This is a genomic window from Cohaesibacter celericrescens (genome assembly GCF_002866925.1).
GTDB lineage: Bacteria > Pseudomonadota > Alphaproteobacteria > Rhizobiales > Cohaesibacteraceae > Cohaesibacter > Cohaesibacter celericrescens.
The window spans coordinates 1-25,025 of the sequence record NZ_PKUQ01000003.1 but is presented as its reverse complement, the minus strand read 5'-3'; the positions used below and the strand labels follow the sequence as shown (position 1 = coordinate 25,025).

Below are 25,025 nucleotides of genomic sequence, written 5' to 3'. Positions count from 1 at the left end.
AGGAAAATTCTTTACTTGGCTCGAATGCCTAATCGAAACTCCATCGCCATTGAGCTTTAACGGTTTTCTAGATCCTTCCACGTGGACCCAAAGCCAATTTAAGTATTCAAGATTTTCCTCTGACAGTGCCCTCTTGCAAGTTGGCGAGGAGTTTGTGCGGCATAATTTCACTCGGTACGGTTACAATGTTTCAATTCGGGTGGTTAAGAGACAAAGGCCGAATAATCTCGCTTGAGAAAAGTCCCGTCGCCGACTTCGCCTGTGATCTTGCCTTCTTCGCAAACCTTTTTGCCGCGCAGCAATGTCATGACTGGCCACCCTTTGATTTTTTGTCCTTCATAGGGAGTGTAGTCTGCAGCATGATGCATGGCACTTTGCGTTATGACTTCCTCTCTGTTCGGATCCCAGAGCACAATGTCGGCGTCAAAGCCCGGTGCAATGGACCCCTTCTTCGGATACAGGCCATACATTTTGGCGTGGTTGGTCGAGGTAAGGGCCACAAACTCATTGAGTGTGATCCGCCCTTTGCTGACACCCTCTGAAAAAAAGACTTGCATGCGGTTTTCAACGCCTGGCAATCCGTTCGGCACCCAGCGGAAGGACGCCTTTGCCTTGCCTGTCATTTTACCTTGCGGTCCATCGTAAAAGAACGGGCAGTGATCAGATGAGAATGTTTGGAACACGCCTCCGCGGATACCTTCCCAGATGGCATCCCAGCTTTCATGGTCACGAGGGGGAGGCGAGCATACATATTTGCTACCGCTTCCGTCCATGTTGAAGCCCTTCATATCATCGGCTGTGAGGGCAATATACTGGGTGCAGGTTTCTCCGAAAATCTTGATGCCCTTTTGCTGAGCCCAGCGGATCTGCTCCATCGCTTCCCTGCCAGAGACATGTACAATCATGATGGGCACATCGATCAATTGGGCGTGACTGATGGCGCGATGGGCCGCTTCTCGCTCGACAATCTGCGGGCGTGAAACGCCATGATAGTAAGGCTCAGTTTTGCCTTGGCGCTCCAGTCTTTCAGTCATGAAGCGAATGGCATCGTAGCCTTCGCAATGGACCATGACCAATGCCTTGCAATCTTTGGCGCAATCGAAGACTTCCAGCAGTTCCCTGTCATTCAGTACCATATCGTCATAAGTCATAAAGACCTTGAAAGATGTGTAGCCGTCTTTGACCAGAGCGGGTAATTCCTGTCCAAGAACCTGTGGAGTCGGATCTGTGATGATCAGATGGAAGCCGTAATCACAATAGGCCTGACCTCGCGCCTTTTCGTGGTAGGACTCAAGGGTTTCTCGCAGGCCGACACCACGGGGTTGTTGGGCGAAAGGAATAACGGTTGTCGTCCCACCAGCAATTGCCGAGCGCGTGCCGGTTTCGAAACCATCCGCCATCTGCGGTGTGCCCGAGGCAGAGGGTTGGGCCAGATGAACGTGACTATCAATGCCGCCGGGCATGACCAGCAAGCCCGAGGCGTCGATCTCCTTGTCAGCAGAGCCCAATTCCCTGCCCGTCGCGGCGATGACCCCATCCTTAATGGCGACATCGGCAGAAAAGGTGTCAGCCGCCGTGACGCATGTGCCGCCCCGGATCAACAAGTCAAAATCAGCCATGAGATAGCCCTTTCTAAATTATTTTTGTGCTCTTCGGCGAATGAACTCGCCAAGGCCGATGAGCGCGATATTGGCAACGACCAGCATAAGCGCGATGGAGTCCAGCGCAGGAGACACGTTGAAACGAAAATCTGATGCGACCAGAATGGAGAGCGGTTGTTCTCGTCCGCTGAGGAAGGATGTCAAAACATATTCGGCAGAGGACAGCACAAAGGCGATGAACCATGAGGCCATCAGACCGTTTTTCATCAGAGGCAGGGTGACCCGCCAGAAGGCAGAAAAATGTCCGGCACCAAGATCGAAAGCGGCTTCTTCAAGGCGCTTGTCGATGCGCATCAGGACCGAGGCGTTGACCAGCGTTGTGAAGGGCAGGATGACGATGGTTTGCCCTGCAATGATGGTCCATAGGCTGCGTCCGATACCGAGATCTGCCAGAAGGATGAGCTGGGCAAGTGCCAGAATGACCTTCGGGATGAGAAAGGGCATGAGAACGAAGATGAGCAGAAGGAAGCGATAGCGCATGGGGTAACGGGTCAGCGCCAACGCAGCCATAGCACCCAAAATGGTCGCAAAGAGCGCTGTGGGGATTGCAACGAGAAAAGTTAGTTTCAAGCCCCCCAGCAGACGCGTATCGGTCAAGGCCTGAGCATACCAGTCGGTGGTGAAGCCTTGAAGGGGGAAAGCTATGATTTCAGAGGCGTTGAAGGAGAAGACTGCGATGATGGCAATGGGCAGATACATCAGGATATAGACAAGCCAGATCCAGCCATAGGCAAGAATTGTCTGTTTTCGACTAATCATGCTTCACCTCCCACGAGCGCCTTGCCCAGCGTAGAGCGACTGATGACAATGGCGGCAAGCGCGAAGAACAGGGCAAGAATGGTCAACATGGTCCACGCGATGGCCGAGCCCAGAGGCCAGTCGAAAGCGGTCCCAAAAAGATCGTTGATGGCGCTGATGATGGTAATGCCAGAGGCACCGCCAAGCAGTTGAGGCGTCAGGTAATCCCCAACGACCATGACAAAAACCATCAAGCTTCCGGCGATGAGGCCGGGCATGGTGAGAGGCATGGTGACCCGTAGAAAGGCACTGCGCGAACCGGCACCCAGATCTTGGGCTGCTTCAAGCAGACGGTCGTCCAAAGCCTCGAACGCGAGCCAGAGACCGATGACCATAAAGGGCAAGTAATTATAGGCAAGCACGATATGGGTGGCCAATGGAGAGAATAGCAAGGCACTGATGGGCTTCTCCACCAACCCCATCCAAATGAGAAGACTATTGAGCACGCCTTCTGCGCCAAGCAAGATACGCCAGGCAAAAATACGCACCAAATCTCCAGTGTAAAGGGGCACGAGCAGCAGCGTTAGAAGTGCCGATTTGTAGACGGTCACGCGCTTGGCGATAAACCAAGCCACTGGATAGCCGATGATTGCGGTGACCGTGGCAATGCCTGCACCGGACAGAAAAGCCTTGAAAATCAACCAGCGATAAGTGCTGCTGCCTGCGATCCGAATGTAATTCTTGAAGGATGGGTCCTTGATGATGGCCACGAAGTTTACTGAGAAAAAGGAATAAACAAACAGAATGACCAGAGGGGCGATGCATAGGGCGGTAATTGCTGCAAAAACCGGAACCGATAAAGAATTGCCGATAGTTGTGCTTCTCATGGCTATTCCGTTCCTTTCGAAGCCGTGATCCATGCGCGATCCAGGTCAAAGGCGAGGGTTGTATTGCTATCCAGTGCTGGCGGTTCGACATCCTGAAGCATCAGGTTAAGCTCAGTGCCATCGGCAAGGCGGGTTTCGATAAGCCATTCGGCACCACGGAATACGGTGTGGGTTACTTTGGCGGGGATGCCTTCCGATGATGACAGGGACATCAGTTCCGGACGCAGCACAAGGGCTGCCTTGTCACCAGCTTTCAAGTTAGGCAAAGCTGGAGCGGTAAACGTGCCGACAGCGGTTTCGATGACTGCGTTGTTATCGGGGGCGAGAGCCGTGATTTTACCTTGAACGAGATTGGCTCCACCGATGAAGTCAGCGACATAGGCGGTCGCGGGATGACGATAAATCTCTGTTGGGGTGCCTTGCTGCTCGATTTCACCATCCTTCATCACCATGATATGATCGGAGAGCGCAAAGGCTTCTTCCTGGTCGTGGGTGACATGCAAAAAGGTCGTGCCAAGCCGCCGCTGCAAATCTTTCAGTTCAATCTGCATATCTTTGCGCATGCGGCGATCAAGAGCCGAAAGTGGTTCGTCCAGCAATAAGATTCGTGGTTCATTGGCAATCGCGCGGGCAAATGCGACGCGCTGCTGTTGACCGCCGGACAGTTGACGCGGACGTCGATCAGCCATTTCCAGCATCTGCACCATGGAAAGCGCCGCTTCAGCTTTTTTCTCCATCTCGTCCTTGGACATATTGCGGTAAGCAAGGCCGAATGCGACATTTTCCTTGACGGAGAGATGAGGGAAGAGCGCATAGCTTTGAAAAACGGTGTTGATGGGGCGCTGGTTTGCTGGGGTGCCAGCCAGAGACTGCCCATCCAATTCAATCATGCCGGAGGAAATATCTTCAAACCCTCCGATCATGCGTAGAAGAGAGGTCTTTCCGCATCCTGAAGGCCCTAAGAGTGTCACGTAAGTATTTGACTCGATAGTGAAATCTATGCCGCGAACGGCATGCACGGGACCATATTCCTTGTGAACCGCGATCCCCGTTAACAGAGGAGGGGTTTTCTTATTCATTTCAGATGCCTTGCAAAATGCGGAAAGTATTATTTGGATTTAGCTAGCTTTGACTTCGTTCCAGAGAGCAACCCACTCATTGTAGCGAGGCGGGTTTTGTTTCCAGACGAATGAGTCCATGACCTCAAGGTCACTGATGAAGATTTTGTCTTTCTGTTCATCAGAAATCAGGTCACGTGCGGAAGAGGTGCTTTGCGCGTAAGGGCCGCCAACAGCCAGTTCCTTGCCATAATCCGGTCCAAGCAGATAGTTAACCAGTTCAAAGACGGCATCCAGCTTCTCGCCTTCAACACCAGCAGGAATCGCGAGCGTGTCGCACCAGCCTATAACGCCCTGTTTCGGTTTCGCCATACCCATGTCCAGACCGCGAGCCTTGAGGTCATAGTAAGGGGGCACCCATGAGAAGGCACAGACGACCTCGCCAGAGGCAAACAGGTTGGTTAAATCAGAAATGGAATTCCAATAGGTACGCAGGAGTTTTTTCTGCGCCATAAGAACCTTCTTGATTTCAGCCAGTTGTTTGTCATCCATGACAAACATTTCTTCGCGCGGAATACCCAGATACATGGCGGCAATCATGATGCCTTCCAGCGCATAATCGCGCATGGCAAGCTTGCCCTTGTATTTTTCGCCTTCGAAGAAAACGGACCAATCGGGTTCTTCATCCATCAGGTCGGCGCGGTATACAACCGGATTGATGCCCCAGTAGAACGGGATGCCGTAGGTGTTGCCGTCTTTCTTGCCCAAGGGGGACGACTTGAAGGCGTCATAGAGCAATTTGCCGTTTGAGACCTTGTCGAAATCGATCGGCTGCAGCAGACCGGATTCAACGTAATATTCAACTTTATCGAGACCAGGGGTAATCAGGTCGACCGAATCGGCACCGCCTGCGCGAAGTTTAGCGAACTGTTCGTCATCGGTGCCAATGAAGGTTTTTGCAATGTCGATGCCTTTATTGGCATCTACGAATGCCTTGAGATATTCAGGCTTAGCCAAATTTTCCCAAGTCATCCAGGATATTTCAGTTGCCGCCATGACACGGTTGATCGGAGATAGTGCGCTCAATGCAGCACCGGCAGCCACGGTCTTTATAAGGTCGCGGCGATTGATATGAAAAGCCATATTAATTCCCTTTCAAGTCACTCTTGTTGAGAGTGTTGCTTGTTCTGGTTAGGTCGATCATCGTTGACAGTGATCACCTGAATTAAAATACTTTTTCATAAAAAGATCAATATGAAAAATTTGTTTCAATTTTGGGCAATTGATTAAGTTTTATGCACTTTTCATTCTGTAACCGAGGCGTCCAGCTGATCCAGCTTGCCGTGCAATTGCTCAATCTCTCTTAGTCTCTGTACGGCCTGGTCTCCAAGAGACTGGCTCACGCCGGAGCAGATGTAATTGATCAGGCTCATCGGGGTGGCATAGCTGTCAAACATGGTGTGTCCTCTGCAATGACAACGCAAAGTGATCGTCGCTAGCTGTGATGTGCGGCTTGCGGTCATGTCCGTAATCAGGATGCTTGTGGGGCCTGCTGCATGGATAGCTTCCATTACATCGCGCAATTGAGCCGGTCTTCTGCGAAAGCCGAAAATGAGGAATGCGTCGTCTTCGTTCATGCCCGCCAGCTCTTCGCCAAAAGACATGCCAGCGCTCGGGATTAGGCGCACATCTGGTTTGAGATTGGTGAGCAGGGCACGGGCATAAAATGCCAATGCCGTCGAATTGCGAAAGCCCAGCGACCAAATTCGCTTTGCGTTGACCAGTTTATCGATAGCTTCTGCGAGGTTCTCTGCATCTAGCATTTCTGCTGTGCGTGTTAAATTTTGGAGGTCTTGCGCAATATGCAGTCCGAAATCACCCTGTGACAGGCGTTTGGTGCCAATGCCGGTCAACTCGTAGAGAGGAGAGCCCCAGTCTTCTGTCTGGCGGTTGATGCGACGAACTTCATTGTAATTGGCATAGCCCAAACGCTTGAAGAATCGAGCGGCGGTGGCCTTGGAAACATTGGCTCTATCGGCCAGCTCACCGGCTGTAAAGCTGGCGAGGTTGCTCTGGGATTCCATCACGACATTGGACAGTCTGCGCTCTGAATTGGTCAACTGGTCGTAGATTTCAGAGATTCTGATATCTATTGTTTTGGGTTTTTTCTGATCGCTCATTTTTGCCTTCATTATCTTTCGATGAAAAATAATTTTCAAAATCAGCTTGCAGAACTATCACTTTTGACAAAAATTTCAAAGGAAGAAAAGCTGTTCGTCGGTTTGAATGAGACTGTGGCTGGCATCTTCTAGGCCGTGATGAGAATATGTGTTTGGCGCAAGACAAGGAAGGGAGGCGGAAATCGTGTAACCCAAATTTTTGCATGGATGATGAGTTATTCGAACTCCCCCAGCACTTCATGCTGGTGCTCGATGCCTTCAAGATGAACCCTTCCCCGGGAACCGGCTCGGTTAAGTGACGCTATGGCGATATAGCGAGCGACCGATAAGGCACCTGAAAGGCTATCGAATGAGGAGCTGGTTTCGACATGGATCGTGAAGGTCCAGTTTGCCAGACCCGGTTGGCCCCGTGCGGTCGGGTCAATGAACAGCAATATAGGGATTTTTTTGTCTTTGGCCGCTTTCATGATGGCGTCTAGCCGAATTGGGCGACGTCTGAGCGCAAAGACAATCAGCAAGTCGTCGGGCAAGAAATCGGCAGTGAATTCACCGACTGTCTCACCTCCCGTTGGTAGCAGATGAACATCTCCCCTAAATTGCAACAATTGCCAGCGCAGATAGTTGGCGAGCATATTGCTGTTTCTGTAGCCGAGAAGAAAGATTCTGCGGGCGGCGATGATCTTCTCACATACAGTATCGATGTCCTCGGCGTTCAATCGCATCAGACTGTTCTTCAGAATGCTGGCCTCTTCATTGAGATAGTCAGAAATTGGAAGAACATTCTTCCGGTTTTTGCGCTCCAGATAAAGCGGTGATCCCCAGTGGGTTCGATCCCGTGCAAGCTGTTTTGCCTCATCGAAACTGGCAAAACCCAGACGCCGGAAAAGGCGCGTGCCAGCTGCTTTGGAGACGCCTGCCAGAGATGTCAGCTCGGTCGCTGTGTAGGAGCTCAGGTCGCCCGGAGAATCCAGAATAGCGTCGGCAAGCTTGCGTTCGGATTCAGGAAGATGATCATATTCTTCATGGATGCGGACTTCGATGGACTTGGCTCGGGTGTCGTTCATATTCGCCTCGAGGATTTGATTTCCCTCTACAGTATTTGAAATTTGTGTATCAATCAATATTGACATATCGTTACTATTGTTTCAGATTTGGAGCCATAGCAGGTTTGCGGGAGTATCGGCATGAAAATTTCGCGACTGTTTGTTTGATTGGATTTTCAATCAAACCCTGAAGCTCATTCCAATAAGAAGTGCGCTCCACTGAGTGGATCGGGCAAGGCTTATGAGGGCTGCTCTAACCAGAACAAGAAAAGACCATGATAGATATTTCTCTTGAGCGTGCGGCTCGAAACCCGATGGCGGATCGGGTTCTACCAGCTCTTCCTTTCAAAAAGGACGGAATAGATGTGGTGCGCAAGACGGTCTGCGGATGGGCAGGGTATGAACCCTCTCCCTTGAGGGACCTGTCTGACCTCGCCAGTGAACTGAATGTTGGCAAGATTTATTTCAAGGACGAATCCACGCGTTTTGGTTTGAATAGTTTCAAGCCCCTTGGAGGCGCATTTGCCGTTAGCCGAGTATTGGCGCGCTATCTCGCTTCAGAGACGGGTGTAGACAATCCCGATCTTTCCTCCGGCATGGCAAGGGAGCGCATGGCTTCGTTGACAGTGACCGCAGCAACGGACGGCAATCATGGGCGTTCTGTTGCTTGGGGGGCCCGCAAGTATGGCTGCCGATGCGTCATCTTTGTCTGCGCTTCCGTGTCTCAGCAACGAAAGAATGCAATTGCGGCTTATGGCGCTGAAATCCGTGTAGTGGACGGCTCCTTTGACGATGCTGTGCGCAAAGCGGCAAGCACTGCCTTAGAAGAGGGCTGGTTCGTCATTCCGGATACATCGGATGGCAGCATCATAGATGCCCCGCGGGATGTGACCCAAGGCTATATGCTGATGGTCGACGAAGCGTTGGAGCAATTGAAGGATGAGCCGCCCGTTAGCCATGTTTTTTTACAAGCGGGTGTTGGTGGTATGGCGTCTGCCAGTGCGGCCCGTTTCTGGCAGGCCTATGGAGAGAAACGACCTCTCACGATCCTTGTTGAGCCGAACCAATGCGCCTGTTGGTATGAAAGCCTTGTTGCAGGTGAGCCGGTTGCTGTGACAGGGGATGTCGACTCGGCCATGGCCGGACTGGCCTGCGGAGAGGTTTCTCTCATTGCGTGGCCGGTGCTTGCGACGGGTGCCGATTTTATGGTGACGCTGAATGATAACGCAGTGCCTGTCATGATGCGGTATTTGGCGGAACAGGGCACCGACGATCGCCCTGTCGTGGCTGGTGAAACGGGCATCTCCGGCCTTGCCGGCCTTGTTGCGGCAGCGCAGGACAATTCTCTTCGAAAGCAAATGGGGCTTGGACCAGAAAGTCGAATCTTCGTGATTAATAGCGAAGGGGATACGGATCCGGAAGCCTATAAGGCGATTGTTGGTAAATCAGCAAATGAGGTAATTGGAAGATGACACACCCGACTTTTAGCAATCTGCGTATTGATAGTGATCGCTTACTCGGGCGCCTTATGTCTCTGGGGCAGGATGGGGCTCTCGAGGGCGGCGGCGTGTGTCGACTGGCGCTCAGTGATAAAGATAAGCTTGGCCGAGATCGGGTCGTTGACTGGATGAAAGAGCTCGGGCTTAGGGTGACTATCGACAAAATCGGTAACCTCATGGGATTTCTGCCTGGAAGAGAAGACCTGTCTCCAGTCGTGTTGGGGTCCCATATTGATACGGTAGCCACCGGCGGTTTGTATGACGGCAATCTGGGTGTTTTGGCCGGATTGGAAGTCATCTCGGTGCTCAAGGATAGCGGCTATGTTCCGCTTCGCCCTATTGTTGTTGCCGCATTTACCAATGAAGAAGGAGCCCGGTTTGCTCCCGATATGCTTGGAAGTGCGGTGGATCGTGGATCGCTGGATCTTGAAACCGCGTTGGCCATCAAGGATTCTGACGGGTTTGTGATTGCAGAAGAGCTTGCTCGCATCGGATATGCCGGTGAGGCCGAGCCGGGGCATATTGATCCCTACTGCTTTTTTGAGCTGCATGTAGAACAAGGGCCTGTTCTGGAAGAAGAGGGAGAGCAGATTGGCGCTGTCACTGGTGTGCAGGGGATCTCCTGGACGGAATATGTGATCGAGGGCATTTCTAACCATGCGGGAACGACGCCGATGCGCCTGCGTCATGATGCCGGATTTGCCGCTGCCAGCGTTGCGGTTGCTGCACGCAAGGTCGCCGAAGAAATCGGGGACGGACAGGTTGTGACCGTCGGGGTCAATGAACTTAATCCCAATTTGGTCAATGTGATTGCGCGCTCTGCTCGCCTAACAGTCGATATGCGCAACATTGATGAGCAGAAACTGCAACAGGCGGAAAAACGTCTGGCAGAAGAAATCGCCGCGATTTGCAAGGCCGAAGGCGTGCGCTACACCTCGCGCACTTTGGCTCGTTTCGAACCTGTGATGTTCGATCAGAATATGGTTGATCTCATAGCAGACGTGGCCATGGAACAGGGACGCTCTGTGCGCTGCATGTCTTCAGGCGCGGGTCATGATGCTCAGATGTTTGCACCGGTTTGTCCGACCGCGATGGTGTTCGTTCCGTCTCAAGGGGGGATTAGCCACAATATTGAAGAATATACCTCCCCCGAAGACATCAAGGCAGGGGCCAATGTACTGCTGCAAGCCGCTTTAACCAAAGCTGAAGAAAAATAAGGATACGGCTATGTCCCGTCCACTGAAAGTCGCCGCTGCGCAAGTTGGGCCTATTGCCCGAGACGAAACGCGTGCGGAAGTTGTTGTCCGTTTGCTCAAGCTTATGGAAGAGGCGCACAATCTGGGAGCCGAATTGATCGTGTTCCCTGAATTGGCTCTGACCACCTTTTTCCCTCGTTGGTATTTCGAGGATCAGGCCGATATTGACGCATTTTTCGAAAAGGAAATGCCAAGCGCAGAAACCCGACCTCTGTTTGATGCTGCCAAGAAGTATCAGATGGGTTTTTATCTGGGCTATGCAGAATTGACCACCGAAGACGGCAAGGACCGTCATTTCAATACGGCGATCATCGTTGACAAAAATGGCGAGATTGTTGGCAAATATCGGAAAATCCATCTGCCCGGTCATAGCGAATATGAATCCTGGCGCCCATTCCAGCATCTGGAGCGTCGCTATTTTGAAACCGGCGATCTTGGGTTCCAGACCTTCAATGCTTTGGGTGGCAAAATGGGGATGTGCCTTTGTAATGATCGTCGCTGGCCGGAAACCTATCGCGTTTTAGGTCTGCGCGGTGCTGAGTTGATCATGATCGGCTACAACACGCCGGTGCATTATCCGCAGGCACCAGAACATGACCACTTGCAAGATTTCCATAATGAACTCGTCATGCAGGCGGGGGCCTATCAGAATGGGTCGTGGATCGTCGGCGTTGCCAAGGCTGGCAAGGAAGAAGGGTGCGAGTTGATTGGCGGCTCATGCATCATTGACCCGACCGGACAGATTGTGGCTCAGGCAAAGACTCTGGAAGATGAAATCGTCTTCTTTGAGTGCGATTTGGATCGCTGTGATGAAATCCGCGAGAATGTTTTCAATTTCAAACGTTACCGTGAACCCGAAAATTATACCCCAATTACCGAGCCGAAAAAATCATGACATTTGTATTCAAACCTGAAGTCGCCGACGAGACAGCCCTCAAGAGGGTTGCCGCCTCTTTTCGCCGATACGATATTCGCCTGCCTCTATTTGCAGATCTGATTGATCCGGTTTCCCATCTGGGGAATATGACGACAGACTTGGCCACGGTTGATCCCGATGCCGCAGATTCACGCAATCTTTTCCGCGTACATTGGCACAATGATGCGGAGCGTAAAGGGCTCGTCGATGTGCCCGGGCATATCGTGCTGCCCAAGGAACTGACAGGCGTTGATGCCAAAATTGTCATTGCTTTGGGCAACCGTTTTCCGATGATCAAGGCGCATAAAGTCTTGCCCGCCTATGCCTGCCTGGTGCAGCGTTTGGTCTCGGGCAATTTTGATCCCTATTCCCAGCGTGCTGTCTGGCCGTCTACTGGTAACTATTGCCGTGGTGGTATTGCCATTTCGCGCATTCTGGAATGTCACGGGGTCGCCGTCCTTCCTGAAGGAATGAGTCAGGAGCGGTTTAACTGGTTGGAAAGCTGGGCTCTCAGCAATGAGGACATCATCCGTACGCCGGGCTGTGAGAGCAATGTCAAAGAAATCTATGACGCCTGCAACCAACTCAGTCAGGATACTGATAATGTGATCCTCAACCAGTTTGCAGAATTTGGCAACTATGCTGCCCATCGAGCGATCACAGGAGCCGCATTGGGCCGGATATTTGATGCGCTCAATGGAGACGGTGTGTTAAATATGGCTGGTTTCGTCTCGGCTTCCGGTTCTTCGGGGACGCTGGCCGCTGGTGATCATCTCAAACAGCATTACGGGGCTGATATTGCTGTCGTGGAAGCTCTGGAATGTCCAACCCTGCTTTATAATGGCTATGGCGATCATAATATTCAGGGCATCGGCGACAAGCATGTGCCGCTCATTCATAACGTAATGAACTCGGACTATGTCATTGGCCTGTCAGAGGCTGGATCCGACATGATCAATCTTGTATTCAACCGCGCCGATGGTCAGGACTATCTCAAGGACTATCGCGGGGTGGAGCCCGAACTAATCGAGAAACTGTCGGATCTAGGCCTCTCCTCGATTGCCAATATCCTGGGAGCCATCAAGCTGGCCAAATACCAAAAGCTTGGAGCCAATGATGTTATCATGACGGTCGCGACAGACGGCGCTGAAATGTACAGCACTGAACAGCCGAAAGCCTTGCAAAAGTATTTCGGCAATCGTTTCGACAAGACTGTTGCGGCACAGGCCTTTGGCGCGCAAATCATTGGGGCGTCTGTCGATCATGTGTTGGAACTTAACCGTGTTGATCGCGAACGTATTTTCAATCTGGGCTACTATACCTGGGTTGAACAGCAAGGCGTCGATATCAAAGATTTTGATAGTCGCCGCGATCAGGGCTTCTGGGATCAATTGGTTGATGATCTGCCCCAGTGGGACGATCTTATCAAATCCTTTGTGAGTTGAGCATCAACGGCGCAGATAGAGGAAATTGACGAGAGTCGGGCGGTGGTGATTTATCCTCATAGGATGAGCCGCCGCTCTCCTTCTAGCAACTTCAAAACCAGCCCTGAGATCATTCGCCTTGCGGTGATGCTTTATGTTCGATTTCCACTTTCTCTCCGTAATGTTGAAGACCTTTTGCACGAGCGCGGCATTGACGTGAGCCATGAGACCATCTGGTTTTGGTGGAACAGGTTCGGTTCAATATTTGCTTCAGAGATCAGGAGAAAACGAGTTGAAAGGTCGAGATGCTTGACGCAATGACAGTGGCATGTGGACGACGTCTTCGTCAAAATCAACGGCAAAATGCACTATCCATTGACCGGCAGGTGAGTGCGTAGCAATCACCGAGAGGTTGTGACGGGCTGTAGATCATGAGGGCGAGGTCTTGGAATCCTATGTCACGAAGAGCCGTGATCATAAATCGGCATTGAAATTCCTCAAGAAAACCATGAAACGCCATGGGTGTCCGCTTTCGTTGGTAACAGACAGATTGCGATCCTACGGTGCCGCGATGAAGGAGTTAGGCAACGTCGATTGGCATGAGACAGGTCGCTGGCGGAATAATAGAGCCGAGAATTCGCACCTTCCGTTCCGACGAAGGGAACGTTCAATAAACCGCTTTAGGCGCATGCGGACTTTACAGAAATCTGTTTCCATCCACGCATCAGTTTACAACCATTTCAATCAAGAGCGAAGCCTCTACAGCAGACTAAATTTCAAGCTGAACCGTAAGCCGCTCTCGCAGAGTGGCGAGGTCTTTGTGCGGCATAACAGTCGAAGATGTTGGTCCTCTTTGGTCAAGTTCAAGTTTGTCTGACAGCGCCATTTAAACCGTTGCATTTGTCGTTCTCTTTCTCGAACTTCTCGGTGAGAATTCTCTGCCCGATTATTCTTTCTGCCCCCAAAGTCACGGGTATTGGAAAGGTTCATTTTTCTGAATGCAGCTGCGTAAGATGGTCGGTTGTCGGTCACAACAGTACCTGGCGCAAAGCGTTGTTTCTTCAGTAGTTTTCGTATAAATCGATTCAAACTTCATAACCTGGCGGCGAACGGTCTCGTAGGAAACATCTCCCCCGTTCCGCCAGTAAATATTCAACATCCCGGTCGCTAAGCGAGAACTTAAAATAGAGCAGATCGCATGCTGAATGACTTGCGGCGAAAATTGATGACGGGAATAAGAAATCTTCTGAATCAAGGCAGTTTGCAACCTCATGGACCGACAGTCACCCGGTTGCCGTTATAATGCCTTTGCCAGTGTTTGAAATGACTGTTGTAAATTCATCCATATGACAAATTCGGGCAAAAGCGGTACGGCCAAACTTGTGCTGCGAGGCGAGAAGGTAGCTGTGCCGCGAAACCGATTTGGCAGCCTGTTTTATTGCTATCTTCCGTTGATCAAAATCCATCACACTTCCGTCTGGCTCAATTGCAGAGCAACCGATCAAGGCATGGTCCAGCCGAAGATTGCGCAGTTGCTGAACGGCTTGCTCCCCAACCAGGGATCCATCCTGACCGGCGATTTCACCGCCAAGCACATTCACGGAATGACGCGCATGATCAAACTTGGTGGCCACAAGGATGCTGTTGGTCAAGATCGTCAATTGATCAAATTTATTAAGCTCCTGCGCAACGCGTTCCATTGTCGTGCCGACGTCAATATAAAGTGTATCACCTGACGCGATATGCTGCGTAACTTGTTTTGCTATGATTTCTTTTTCGAGATGCTCTTGCTGGCTTTTATACTCATGCCCAAGGCGCAGTTTGTCTGTGCCGTTGGCCCGTCCTGCGCCGCCATGGAAGCGCTGCAGGATGCCTTTGCTGTCAAGTGTGATGATTTCCCTGCGAATGGTCTGTGCAGATACTTTGAAGCTTTCTGCAAGCGCCTCAATGGTCACAAATCCAACGCGGTCTACCAGTTCAAGAATTTGTTGTTGACGTGGTGATAGAGCATCCATCATCGCGACCTTGTCATAAAAGTGACGTTTAATTGGCTGTAAGTTATCTTACAAATGAACTTTGTGTAAGATATCCTACACAGTCCGATCACGTGAAGGCAAGAGGCGAATAAATGAATTTCCGAGTTGATGATGGATGTCTCATAGATGAAAGTGGTGCACGGCTCGATGAACGCCATTGGCGATGGAACCCTAAAGTCGTGGCCGACTGTGATGACCGCATTGAACACCTTCCTCAATTGGCTCCACTTGACGCTGTACAATATGTCTATGGCCGTCCGACGGCACGTCGTTTGCCTATAGGGGTCATTGGTCCCAACGAGCCGACCAAAGATATGTGTGAGGCAGCCGAAAAACTAGGGCGAGCCTTGGCCAAATTGAATGTACCGATTCTTTGTGGCGGACGCGGCGGCGTTATGGAAGCTGCAAGCCGTGGAGCATATGAAGAGGGCGGCCAAATATTAGGGTTTTTGAGAGGGGACGATTGGCGGGATGCCAATGACTATGTAACCTTTCCTCTGGCCACCGGGATCGGCCATGCGCGCAATGCGATTATTGCGCAATCTTCTTTGGCTCTCGTTGCCGTTGGCGGCCAATATGGCACCCATAGTGAAGCCGCATTCGGTCTCAATTTTGGCAAGCAGGTCTTTGGTCTCTGTCAGGCTCCCGACATTGATGGGGTGCAGCATTTAGAGACCGTTGAGAGCGCCATCAACGCGTTGGTACCAATTCTTCTGCATCTTCGCTAGATGTCATAAAACTAACATCTAACTCCCATAATTGTAAGATAGCTTACAACGAAACCTTGCAGGTCTATCAGGGGCATTAGGTGATCCAGTTAAAATCCCTCACACGCGCGTTCGGCGGCAATCGAGTTCTTGATGCCGTTGATCTGGTTATCCCGGACGGCAGCTTTACTTCGCTGCTCGGGCCATCAGGATGCGGCAAGTCGACTCTGTTGCGCATTCTTGCTGGATTGGACCAGCCAACGTCCGGTGCGGTGCTGTTTGATGGTCAGGATGTGCAATATAAAAGTGCGACTGAACGCAACATTGCGATGGTCTTCCAATCCTATGCACTCTATCCACATATGAGCGTACGAGATAATATCGTTCTGCCGCTAGCGATGCGTTCCATGAGCCGCCTAGAAAGGCTACCTCTTGTTACGTCTTTACTTGCGTCTGCCAAACGTAAACGTGCTGCCAATAGCTCTGAGGTCGATTGTATTGCCCAATTGCTTGGACTGACGGCCTTACTTGACCGAAAGCCATCTGAGCTGTCAGGCGGGCAAAAACAACGGGTGGCTGTGGGGCGGGCATTGGTGCGCGATCCTGTTGCCTTCCTGTTTGACGAGCCTCTTTCCAATTTGGACACCAAGTTGCGCGGTCAAATGCGTGAAGAAATCGGTCGGCTGCACAAACGCACTGGAAAAACCTTTATCTATGTTACCCATGACCAGACCGAGGCTATGAGCCTGTCTGATCAGGTCGCTGTGATGATGGGAGGGCATATTCACCAAGTTGCTCCACCCAGAGATCTGTATGCCAAACCAGCCAACACTGATGTCGCAGCTTTCATCGGCGAACACCCGATCAATCTTGTAACCATCCAACCCAATGGTGCAAATTTACCGGCTTCTTTTTCTGCATTTGCGCTCAGCAAGGCTGTAGACAGGTTCATCATACTTGGTTTGCGCCCCGAAAGCCTCTTTATCAGTGACGATGGCCTTATATCTGGACATGTGACTGCCGTAGAATATCTGGGGGGACGAGAGCTGCTTGATGTTGCGCTTGACGACGGCACAATCTTGCGTATTGCTCAGAAAGATGTGGAACGCATACCGCAGGTGGGCGATCTTGTCCGGCTTGATATTGCGGCCAAAGATATTCATCTTTTTGATCATGCAACCGGCCGACGCCTGTCCGATAATGCCATTATTAGGCGGAAGGGCTGAGTGAATGAACCCTTTTGTTGCACAGAAAGCAAAAACCCGCCATCGCATTCAAGAAGCCATGACTACGATGATCATGACGGGGCCTGCCACGATCGCGATGATCGTGCTCATTTTTATACCGGCCTTGCTCGTCGCGCTCTTTTCCTTCACCGACTATCAATTTGGTGCGCAGAGCTTCAATTGGGTCGGGTTTGATAACTATATTTCAATGTTCACCGACCGCTTTGGTCGACGCGCTGTGGTCAACACTCTGCTCTATGTTGCCTTGGTGATGCCCCTGTCGATGTTTTTGGCGCTGATCGTTGCGCTGGGTATTCAGTCGGTCGCTCGTTGGAGTCCGCGCATGGCGGCGTTCTTACGCACCGCCTATTTCATGCCTGTGGCGGCGACCCTTGTTGCCATGGCCACTGTTTTTCAGATGTTGCTGCATCCCAGCCTTGGCCTCGTTAATCAGGTGCTCGCGCAAGTTGGTCTTCCTGGTCAGGAATGGCTGTCGGACAGGGGATTGGTTATGTATACCCTTGCCGTGATCGGGCTCTGGGAAACCATCGGCTACAATATGGTATTGTTTCTGGCGGGCCTGTCTGCCATCCCGTCTCAATTGTATGATGCAGCTGAAATTGATGGAGCGGACCATTGGTGGGATCGTTTCTGGACGGTCACTTGGCCGATGTTGGGGCCGACCACCTTGTTCGTTCTGGTCATTACAGCAACGCGCTCGTTTCGCGTGTTTGAGACCGTGGCCACCCTAACACAGGGAGGGCCTGCCTTTGCCTCCGATACGCTGATTTATGCCATGTATCGCGAAGGTTTTGTCTATTTCAAAGCGGGCTATTCCAGTGCCATCACCGTGGTCTTTTTCATTGGTGTGTTGATCTTGACGCTTACTCAGGTCCGCATTGTTGAAAAAAAGGTGCATTATCGATGAGACTTTCTTGCATCCTCTCTCGTGCGCTTGCGCTTACTATGTTGTTGGTAGGGGCCGCAATCATCTTATTGCCTTTTGTTTGGATGATTTCTTTGTCGCTTAAGCCGGCGGATGAAATCTTTCAGCAGGGCATACACTTCATCCCCTCGCGCTTTGAGTGGAGCAATTATTTAGAAGCTGTCACACAGGTGCCGGTTGGGCGTTTTTTGCTCAACGGTGTGATGGTCTGTTTCGGCATTCTCGGGCTGCAAATTCTCATCGCCGTGCCCTGCGCCTATGCGCTGGCACAACGCGATTTTCGCGGTAAGGCTCTCGTCATGGGGCTGGTTTTGGCAGGGCTTCTGGTGCCCTATCACGTTACGGCGATCCCGGTTTTTCTCGGCCTGTCCAAGTTGCGACTGCTCGACAGTTACAGTGCCTTGGTGCTGCCCTTTGCGGCTTCCGTCTTTGGGATTTTTTTATTCCGCCAGTATTTTGCGACCATTCCACGCGATTTAATGGATGCTGCGCGGGTTGATGGCTTATCGGAAGTTTCCATCGTCTGGCGGATTGCTTTCCCCCTTGCTTGGCCCGCAGCCACGGCTTTTGCAATTTTTTCGGTGGTTGCGCATTGGAATGACCTTTTCTGGCCGTTGATTGCGGTCTCTGACCCTGATTTAGCAACACCGCCTCGAGGCATTCTGTTTTTTCGAGATGAAGAAGCCGGCTCCAATTTTGGCCCACTCATGGCTGCCGCCACCATTATCACCGCTCCTCTGATCCTTGGCTTTCTCTTGGCGCAACGCGCCTTCATTCAAGGCATGACCATGGCTGGCATCAAGGGATGACACATGCATCTTTCTATTCTCACATGCCATTTACAAAGGCACTGCAGATTAACAAGCCACCTAATCAATAAATAAAGACAAGGACGTAGCAAACGTTCCGCTCAAATCCATTCACTGGGGTCCTTTGGATTTTTACCCCCAAACCCACATTTTATTAATGTCTCAATTGGGAATGTTCCAATGAAAAAACTTATTCTGGCAACTCTTGCTGCTGGCCTAATGTCCACTGGTATTGTCAAAGCTGAAGATGTCACCTTGCGCGTTCACTATGCCATCCCCAATATTTGGGCTGATGTGCAGGACAAAATGTCCGAAGCTTTCATGGCTAAAAACCCCGACATCAAAATTGATCTCGACAGCCCTGCAGAATCCTATGCCGATGGTGTTCAACGTTTGTTGCGCGAGTCTGTTGCTGGCACTCTGCCAGATGTTGCCTATCTTGGCCTTAACCGTTGGCGTATTCTGGAGTCTCGTGGCCTTGCCAAAGACCTAGACGGTTTTATCGGTGATCAGGCTGCTTTTGAAAAGGCTGGTTACACCCACGCACTTCGGTCTCTTGGTCAGTATAAAGGCAAGCAATGGGCGTTGGCGGCATCTGCTTCTACCCTCGTCATTTATGTCAATCCTGATCTTGTTGAGAAAGCCGGTGGGTCTGTTGCAAATTTCCCAACAGACTTTGATGGTTTGATCGCACTGTCTGCCAAAATCAACTCTCTGGGTGAAACAATAGACGGAGCATGGATTGCGGCACATGATTGGCGCTTCCAGTCGGTGCTGGGGTCCTATGGCGGCCGCCCGCTCAATGAAGACGAAACCGCGATCACCATTGATAGCGAAGCGGGCGTAAAGGCAGCTGAATTCTACGGCCGCATGGCCAAGGAAGCTGGGATGAAAAAATACTCCGGCAATGATGCCCGGCAGGCCTTCGCTGCAGGCACATTGGGCGTTTATATCGATAGCTCTTCTTATCTCACCCGCATGGTCGAGGGCGCTGGTGACCGTTTCGACGTGACTCTCTTGCCCTTCATCACCGCAGCCAACGACAAGACGTCGATCTACTTCCCAACCGGCGGATCTGCTGTCGTCATGCTGACGGACGATGAAAAAAAACAAGAAGCGGCATGGAAATATATGCGTTTTGTGACTGGACCCGAGGGTGCAAAGATTGTTGTTGAGAACACAGGTTATGCTCCAACCAACGCGGTTGTTTTAGAAGACGAAAGCTATCTTGGTGCGTTTTATTCGGCAAACCCAAATGCCAAACGGGCACATGCTCAGGTATCCAGTTTTGCTGGTCCTTGGTACTCTTATCCAGGTACAGAAGGTGTCGCTGTTACTGATCTTATTGCGGCAGGCATCGTTGAAGTGATTGACGGGTCTGATCCGGCAGAAACCATCAAAGCCGTTGCCAAAGATGTCAGCAGCAAGCTTGGGATGAAATGATCTGTCCGGTTTAATTCCATAATCAAACATGAAAGAAGGCCCTGTCAGGGTCTTCTTTTTTACAGCACGGTCAGAAGACATTGACCTGAGGCGGGCAGTGGCGAGTTTCCCTCGCCAGATGACAAAGCACTCGCCATTTCGATACTTAAAAGCACCCAGAGATGTGGCGATGCCATATTTTCGATTGCCATTATGCCGGCGGAATGTAAACGATCTACTGCACGTACGAGTGTGACGTGTCAGAGGTTTTCTGATTCAAGGCCTTGATCAAAAGGTGGTATTAAATTTCCTTAAAAAACAAGACAGCTTACAAATAACTGTAACAAAGCGTCCCTACAACCATTCCTGTACCATTGGCTCCGTCGCCGTTAATCGAACGACACAACAGGAATTCCCCCATGAGATCGACATTGATATTTGCTATGGCTCTGACAGCAACGACTGCAGCTAGCGCTCAGGATCTGCCAGATGTGCAGAAAACAAGCGATTGGTTTACTGCTGGAGAAACCACCATTCAGGAACTGATCGCGCGCGAAAAGAACACAGGTCGCGCCAAGAATGTGATTCTCATGATCGCTGATGGCAACGGCATCGGCACCAATTACGCAACGCGCCTCTATGTCGGCCAGCAGCTCGGCGAACTAGGCGAAGAGCATGTTCTTCCCTACGAGACGAACGGTTTCTACAACGGCATCGTTAAAACCTACAACATCAACGCCCAGACACCGGACTCTGCACCGACTGCGGGGGCGATGAACACTGGTGTCAAACAGCGTTTCAACACGATCAATCTTGGCGGTACTGGCATCCATGATGATTGCTCCACTGTTGCAGGCAACGAACTGACCACCTTCGGAGAAATTGTCGCAGCGGAGGGCAAGTCGGTCGGCATCGTCACCACCGCTCGTCTGACCCACGCAACTCCGGCAGCCGTCTATTCCAAAACGGCAAACCGCAACTGGGAAGACAGCCTGCCGGAAGGCTGTTCTGCTCAAAAGGACATCGCGTCTCAGCTCGTTGATGGACTGAAGTCTGGCTTCATTGATATTGCTCTCGGAGGTGGTTCCCGCTACTTCGTTCCCAAGGGCAGCACGACCCCGAATAACGGCAAAGGACACCGCAAGGATGGCCTTGATCTGTTGGCCGACGTCAAGGCGGCTGGCATTCAGTATGCTTCCAACAAAGACGAGTTTGATGCGCTAGACCTGTCCAAGCCAATCTTTGGCATGTGGACCGATAGCCACACGTCTTACGAAGCCGACCGTCCGGACACCGAGCCTTCTCTGGTTGATATGACGAAAAAGGCCATCGAATTCCTCAGCCAGAACGATGAAGGCTACTATCTGGAAGTCGAAGCCGGTCGCGTGGATCACGCCAACCACGCAGGCAACTTCGCCCGTACCGCTAAAGATGGCATGATCTGGACCGAAGCTGTTGCTTTGGCGGATGAAATGACCGACGACAAAGACACGCTGATCATTGTCACCGCCGACCATGAACACGCAATTGCGTTCAATGGCTATTGTGGTCGCGGCACTCCAATTCAGGGTCTGTGCTACAAGATCGCTAAAACCGGCGAAAAATACTCTGAAGAACTGGCGCTAGCTGACGATGGCAAGCCTTACTCCGTTATCGGCTATACCAACGGCTCGGGTACCATCCTGAAAAAAGGCGAAGGCAAGAATGATTTTTCCGGATCTCGCCCAGAAGTCACTCAGGAAGAGGCCATGGATCTAGATTATCTCCAACAGGCTTTGATTCCAATGTCCTCCGAAACCCACTCCGGTGAAGATGTTGCCATCTATGCCAAAGGCCCTTGGGCTCACCTGGTCGACGGCACCATCGAGCAGAATGTTATCTTCCACGTGATGAACCACGCAGCTCATTCCGGCAAGTAATCGTGACGATATGATACATGCAAGGGGCCATGCATCGCCATGGTCCCTTGTTATGCCTTGTCCGGCATTATTTAGGCACAATTGATGGAGAAGACCTTTGTTGACGCGCCGCACCTTCCTGACCGCTTCACTCGCAGCCCCAATGCTGGCGCGCCCTGCATTGGCCGCTGAGGGCCCCATCAAGTTGCGCTATCTTTATGATCGAAAAGCCATTTCCGAACTAGCCAAGTCGAGCCAAGGAAAGAGGATTTCTGTCGATGGTTATATGGCCCCGCCGCTCAAGGCGGAGAGTAATTTCTTTGTGTTGACCCGCAGGCCGATGTCTGTCTGCCCTTTTTGCGAAAACGAAGCCGAATGGCCGAGCGATATTCTCGCCGTTTATACCAAGCGAGTCGTCGATGTGGTGCCCTATAACGTGAAAATCATCACCTCCGGCATTCTGGAACTCGGCAGCTACCGCGATCCCGAGACGGGGTTTGTGAGTCTCGTCAGACTTATGAACGCAAGTTACGAGTGATCCATGGGACTTCCGCTTTCTATTACTGGTCTCTCTGTTTCGAGCAAACGTGGTCGTCTTTTGCTGTCTGTTCCCGAACTAGACCTACCTGCAGGATCCCTTGTCGGGATTGTGGGGGCATCTGGTGCGGGCAAATCGACGCTTCTCTATTCGCTGGCTGGGCTATTGGAAGCAGAAGGTAAAATTTGCTGGGGCGATCAGGATCTTCTGGGGCTTAACTCAGAGCAACGTGCTGGTTTTCGTGCAGATAAAATTGGCATGATTTTCCAGGATTTTCTGCTCTTCGAGGAACTCAATGCTGGCGAAAATGCCTCACTGACCGCGCTCTTTCGCCCGCGCCGAGAGCGTGCAACCCTTAGGACGAAAGCCGCCGAAAGGCTGGAATTTCTTGGACTGGGCGGAGAGACAAAAGACCGCAATGTCGTAAGCTTGTCGGGAGGGGAGCGCCAACGCGTCGCCATAGCGCGCGCGATGGCCGCACAAGCGCCTGTTCTGCTCGCAGATGAACCGACGGCAAGCCTTGACCGAGCCGCAGCCAACCGGCTGATTGAGGACCTTGTTAATCTGGCGCGCAGCAGCGGCACAACGTTGATCGCTGTCAGCCATGACCAGTCACTCATTTCCCGCATGGACCGTGTTTTGACCATCTCCGATGGCATCATCTCCGGAGACCGAAAGGCAGCCACATGATCGCGCTCTGGGACAACCTTTCAGCTCTGTCTCAAGACATCTTGTTGACACTCCTGCTGCTTTCCCCTTCTCTGGTTGTTGGCACCATCGCCCTTTATGGCTATGCACCTTGGTCGTTGGTGCGAGCAATTCTTTGGCGCTTCAGGGGATCCTCGATCCTGTTCGTCCTGTTGATTGCGATCTCGGTCGGCATGGGGGTCGGTCTTCTAGCGCAGGAGAGGGGGGTGCGACGCAGCACGGCACAGGCTGCCGACAAGTTTGATTTGATCGTGTCTGCCCCCGGAAGCGAGCTGACCGTCATGATGGCAACCGTGTTTCTCCAACCTACTGACATGCCTCTTCTCGATGGAGAAACCTACAATGAGATCGCCAATCACGAAAATGTGTCAATCGCTGCGCCGCTCGCCTTTGGTGACAGCTACGGGACTGCGTCGGTGATCGGAACCACTGCGCAATTCGCCCGCTATCTCGCCGATGATCAGATAAATGGCCGCATGTGGAAGACCTCGCACGAAGCCCTCGTCGGGGCGCTTGTTCCTCTTAAGGTCGGAGAGAGTTTCACTCCCGCCCATGGTCATGGCGATGGTGCCGAAGCGGATGCCCATGAAGGCTCAAATCTGGTTGTCGTCGGACGTCTAGCTCCCACGGGCACACCTTGGGACCGAGCGATTCTGGTTCCGGTAGAACTTGTGTGGGAAGTCCACGGTCTTGGCAATGGCCATGCCCCAGAACGGCGCGATCAGATTGGACCGCCGTTTTCCGCCAAATATTTCCCCGGCACGCCTGCCGTTATCGTCCGGTCCGAGGCTCTCTGGGCCAATTATGCTCTGCGCTCTGAATTTACGCGCGATCGCGAGACCATGGCCTTTTTCCCTGGTGCGGTCCTTGCTCAACTCTATAGGCTGCTCGGCGACATACGCCAAATCATGTCGCTCATGGCGGTTGTCACGCAGATACTCGTTGCCGCGGCAGTTTTGCTCGGACTATTCATCATTTCGCGCCTGTTTCATCGCCAGATTGCTTTGCTGCGCGCACTGGGCGCTCCTGCGCGGTTTATAGTCTCTGTCGTCTGGTGCTTTGGTGCTTCGTTGCTTCTTGCTGGCTCAGTTCTCGGTCTAGTGATCGGGATTGGGGCCGCTTCGATCTTCTCCGGGGTGGTGACCGCGCGCACTGATATCCTCGTAACGGCTTCACTTGGGATGAGTGAAATCCATCTCCTCGCAGGCTTCATTTCCGTAACATTGCTGCTCTCTTTGGTTCCTGCAGCCGTCGTCCTGCGCCAACCCGTTGTTCCGGGCTTGCGTGCCTAGTCTGAAAGGACTGAACCGATGCGTCTCTTAGCTTTTCTCATATTACTTTTGGTGCCATTCGCCGCAGGGGCGGCAGACCATGACGACCATTCAGAGCATGTTTCAGATCTTGATGGGTTTCACGCTGTCCATGCTTGGACCCGAGCAACCTCTGATGACACCACTTTGGTATTTATGGAACTTGAGAATGAGAATTCCGCAGCCATTGTTGTAAATGGTGGTCAGAGTGAAATCGCCTCGTCGGGCCAGCTCGTTGGTTTTGTTTTGAAGGATGGTGCGGAAGCTTGGCAGGACATACCGAGTATGCCTGTTCAACCCAATCATGACCTTCATCTCGAACCCCATGGTCTCGCCCTTATGTTGAGCGGTCTATCCACTCCACTCGTTGAGGGAGATGTGTTCGAGGTTCAGCTTAATACCAGCATAGGAGATTTGATGCTCTACGTCGAAGTTGAAGATGTCCATGCTGGTCACCACAGCCACGCAGGCCACAGTCATTGATGCATTGAGAAATTACTCTTTCCGGGTAATTTGTAGTGCCCTCACGACAGACCATAATTTCTAATTGTCAAGAACAGGCTCCAAGCGATCTAGCGCAGCGCGATACAGATATGGTCGACTGAGATCTTACCATAATTCAACCGCGGCCTTGAGCTGCCGATCGCCAGATCTTGAATGCTGCAATGCGATTTCCTCGTAGCGGCCGTTCATGCAAGATGCAGCAATCTTGCGTCTGCAGCGTCTACAGCGGCGGCACAGCGGACCTAGCTGTCATAAGCTG

23 protein-coding genes and 1 pseudogene are annotated in these 25,025 nt (G+C 51.8%); 15 read left to right on the top strand and 9 right to left on the bottom strand.

The window, feature by feature from the left end:
* Positions 1–203: 203 nt before the first annotated feature.
* From hydA to C0081_RS03650, 7 genes are all read right to left on the bottom strand, one after another.
* Complete coding sequence (gene hydA / locus C0081_RS03680) at positions 204–1,619, bottom strand: dihydropyrimidinase (protein WP_101532465.1); 1,416 nt, start codon at positions 1,617–1,619, stop codon at positions 204–206.
* An 18-nt stretch (positions 1,620–1,637) separates the two neighbouring features.
* Positions 1,638–2,420 (bottom strand): ABC transporter permease, encoded by a 783-nt coding sequence (locus C0081_RS03675; RefSeq protein WP_101532464.1) that lies wholly within the window; start codon positions 2,418–2,420, stop codon positions 1,638–1,640.
* Positions 2,417–3,286 (bottom strand): ABC transporter permease, encoded by an 870-nt coding sequence (locus C0081_RS03670; protein ID WP_101532463.1) that lies wholly within the window; start codon positions 3,284–3,286, stop codon positions 2,417–2,419. Before C0081_RS03670 ends, C0081_RS03675 begins: the two co-directional genes overlap by 4 nt.
* Positions 3,287–3,288: 2 nt before the next feature.
* Positions 3,289–4,365, bottom strand: a complete 1,077-nt coding sequence (locus C0081_RS03665; RefSeq protein WP_101532462.1) for an ABC transporter ATP-binding protein — start codon at positions 4,363–4,365, stop codon at positions 3,289–3,291.
* A gap of 39 nt (positions 4,366–4,404) precedes the next feature.
* Positions 4,405–5,487 (bottom strand): extracellular solute-binding protein, encoded by a 1,083-nt coding sequence (locus tag C0081_RS03660; protein ID WP_210200376.1) that lies wholly within the window; start codon positions 5,485–5,487, stop codon positions 4,405–4,407.
* Positions 5,488–5,648: 161 nt separating this feature from the next.
* The gene (locus C0081_RS03655) at positions 5,649–6,524 is read right to left on the bottom strand and encodes a MurR/RpiR family transcriptional regulator (RefSeq protein ID WP_180966750.1); all 876 of its coding nucleotides are present in this window, start codon (positions 6,522–6,524) and stop codon (positions 5,649–5,651) included.
* Between the two features lie 215 nt (positions 6,525–6,739).
* Positions 6,740–7,588 carry a MurR/RpiR family transcriptional regulator gene (locus tag C0081_RS03650; RefSeq protein WP_180966749.1) on the bottom strand — a complete coding sequence of 283 codons (849 nt, stop codon included), beginning with the start codon at positions 7,586–7,588 and terminating at the stop codon, positions 6,740–6,742.
* Positions 7,589–7,842: 254 nt separating this feature from the next.
* Here C0081_RS03650 and C0081_RS03645 point away from each other — a divergent pair, with 254 nt between their 5' ends.
* The 5 genes and pseudogenes from C0081_RS03645 (at position 7,843) to C0081_RS23835 (ending at position 13,539) form a co-directional block, all read left to right on the top strand.
* On the top strand, positions 7,843–9,039 hold the full coding sequence (locus tag C0081_RS03645) for a diaminopropionate ammonia-lyase (RefSeq protein WP_101532459.1): 1,197 nt from the start codon (positions 7,843–7,845) through the stop codon (positions 9,037–9,039).
* Positions 9,036–10,283: a M20 family metallo-hydrolase gene (locus tag C0081_RS03640; RefSeq protein WP_101532458.1), complete on the top strand. Its 1,248-nt coding sequence runs from the start codon at positions 9,036–9,038 to the stop codon at positions 10,281–10,283. The genes C0081_RS03645 and C0081_RS03640 overlap by 4 nt, the downstream gene beginning before the upstream one ends.
* Positions 10,284–10,293: 10 nt before the next feature.
* Positions 10,294–11,217, top strand: coding sequence for an N-carbamoyl-D-amino-acid hydrolase (locus tag C0081_RS03635; protein WP_101532457.1), 924 nt, complete (start codon positions 10,294–10,296; stop codon positions 11,215–11,217).
* Positions 11,214–12,683, top strand: coding sequence for a pyridoxal-5'-phosphate-dependent protein subunit beta (locus C0081_RS03630; RefSeq protein WP_101532456.1), 1,470 nt, complete (start codon positions 11,214–11,216; stop codon positions 12,681–12,683). The genes C0081_RS03635 and C0081_RS03630 overlap by 4 nt, the downstream gene beginning before the upstream one ends.
* Before the next feature lie 63 nt (positions 12,684–12,746).
* Positions 12,747–13,539: pseudogene (locus tag C0081_RS23835) on the top strand (IS6 family transposase).
* On the opposite strand, the gene C0081_RS23830 reads toward C0081_RS23835, so the two are convergent.
* Positions 13,422–13,751, bottom strand: a complete 330-nt coding sequence (locus tag C0081_RS23830) for a DDE-type integrase/transposase/recombinase (RefSeq protein WP_425349443.1) — start codon at positions 13,749–13,751, stop codon at positions 13,422–13,424. The pseudogene C0081_RS23835 and the gene C0081_RS23830 sit on opposite strands and share 118 nt — an antisense overlap.
* Before the next feature lie 194 nt (positions 13,752–13,945).
* Entirely contained in the window at positions 13,946–14,680 is a 735-nt protein-coding gene (locus C0081_RS03615; RefSeq protein ID WP_101532455.1) for a DeoR/GlpR family DNA-binding transcription regulator, read from the bottom strand.
* 110 nt (positions 14,681–14,790) lie between these two features.
* Here C0081_RS03615 and C0081_RS03610 point away from each other — a divergent pair, with 110 nt between their 5' ends.
* The 10 genes from C0081_RS03610 to C0081_RS03565 all read left to right on the top strand — a co-directional run bounded on the left by C0081_RS03610 (position 14,791) and on the right by C0081_RS03565 (position 24,745).
* Complete coding sequence (locus tag C0081_RS03610) at positions 14,791–15,426, top strand: TIGR00725 family protein (protein ID WP_101532454.1); 636 nt, start codon at positions 14,791–14,793, stop codon at positions 15,424–15,426.
* An 80-nt stretch (positions 15,427–15,506) separates the two neighbouring features.
* A complete protein-coding gene (locus C0081_RS03605; protein ID WP_101532453.1) occupies positions 15,507–16,631 on the top strand; it encodes an ABC transporter ATP-binding protein in 1,125 nt (374 codons plus the stop codon).
* Between the two features lie 4 nt (positions 16,632–16,635).
* On the top strand, positions 16,636–17,559 hold the full coding sequence (locus tag C0081_RS03600) for a carbohydrate ABC transporter permease (protein ID WP_101532452.1): 924 nt from the start codon (positions 16,636–16,638) through the stop codon (positions 17,557–17,559).
* Positions 17,556–18,386, top strand: a complete 831-nt coding sequence (locus C0081_RS03595; protein WP_101532451.1) for a carbohydrate ABC transporter permease — start codon at positions 17,556–17,558, stop codon at positions 18,384–18,386. The genes C0081_RS03600 and C0081_RS03595 overlap by 4 nt, the downstream gene beginning before the upstream one ends.
* Positions 18,387–18,566: 180 nt before the next feature.
* Complete coding sequence (locus C0081_RS03590; RefSeq protein WP_101532450.1) at positions 18,567–19,829, top strand: ABC transporter substrate-binding protein; 1,263 nt, start codon at positions 18,567–18,569, stop codon at positions 19,827–19,829.
* Positions 19,830–20,227: 398 nt separating this feature from the next.
* Complete coding sequence (locus tag C0081_RS03585; protein ID WP_101532449.1) at positions 20,228–21,727, top strand: alkaline phosphatase; 1,500 nt, start codon at positions 20,228–20,230, stop codon at positions 21,725–21,727.
* A gap of 100 nt (positions 21,728–21,827) precedes the next feature.
* The gene (locus C0081_RS03580) at positions 21,828–22,244 is read left to right on the top strand and encodes a hypothetical protein (protein ID WP_210200375.1); all 417 of its coding nucleotides are present in this window, start codon (positions 21,828–21,830) and stop codon (positions 22,242–22,244) included.
* Positions 22,245–22,247: 3 nt separating this feature from the next.
* Positions 22,248–22,934 (top strand): ABC transporter ATP-binding protein, encoded by a 687-nt coding sequence (locus C0081_RS03575; protein ID WP_101532447.1) that lies wholly within the window; start codon positions 22,248–22,250, stop codon positions 22,932–22,934.
* Positions 22,931–24,244 carry an ABC transporter permease family protein gene (locus tag C0081_RS03570; RefSeq protein WP_101532446.1) on the top strand — a complete coding sequence of 438 codons (1,314 nt, stop codon included), beginning with the start codon at positions 22,931–22,933 and terminating at the stop codon, positions 24,242–24,244. Before C0081_RS03575 ends, C0081_RS03570 begins: the two co-directional genes overlap by 4 nt.
* An 18-nt stretch (positions 24,245–24,262) precedes the next feature.
* A complete protein-coding gene (locus C0081_RS03565) occupies positions 24,263–24,745 on the top strand; it encodes a copper chaperone PCu(A)C (protein ID WP_101532445.1) in 483 nt (160 codons plus the stop codon).
* Positions 24,746–25,025 lie beyond the last annotated feature (280 nt).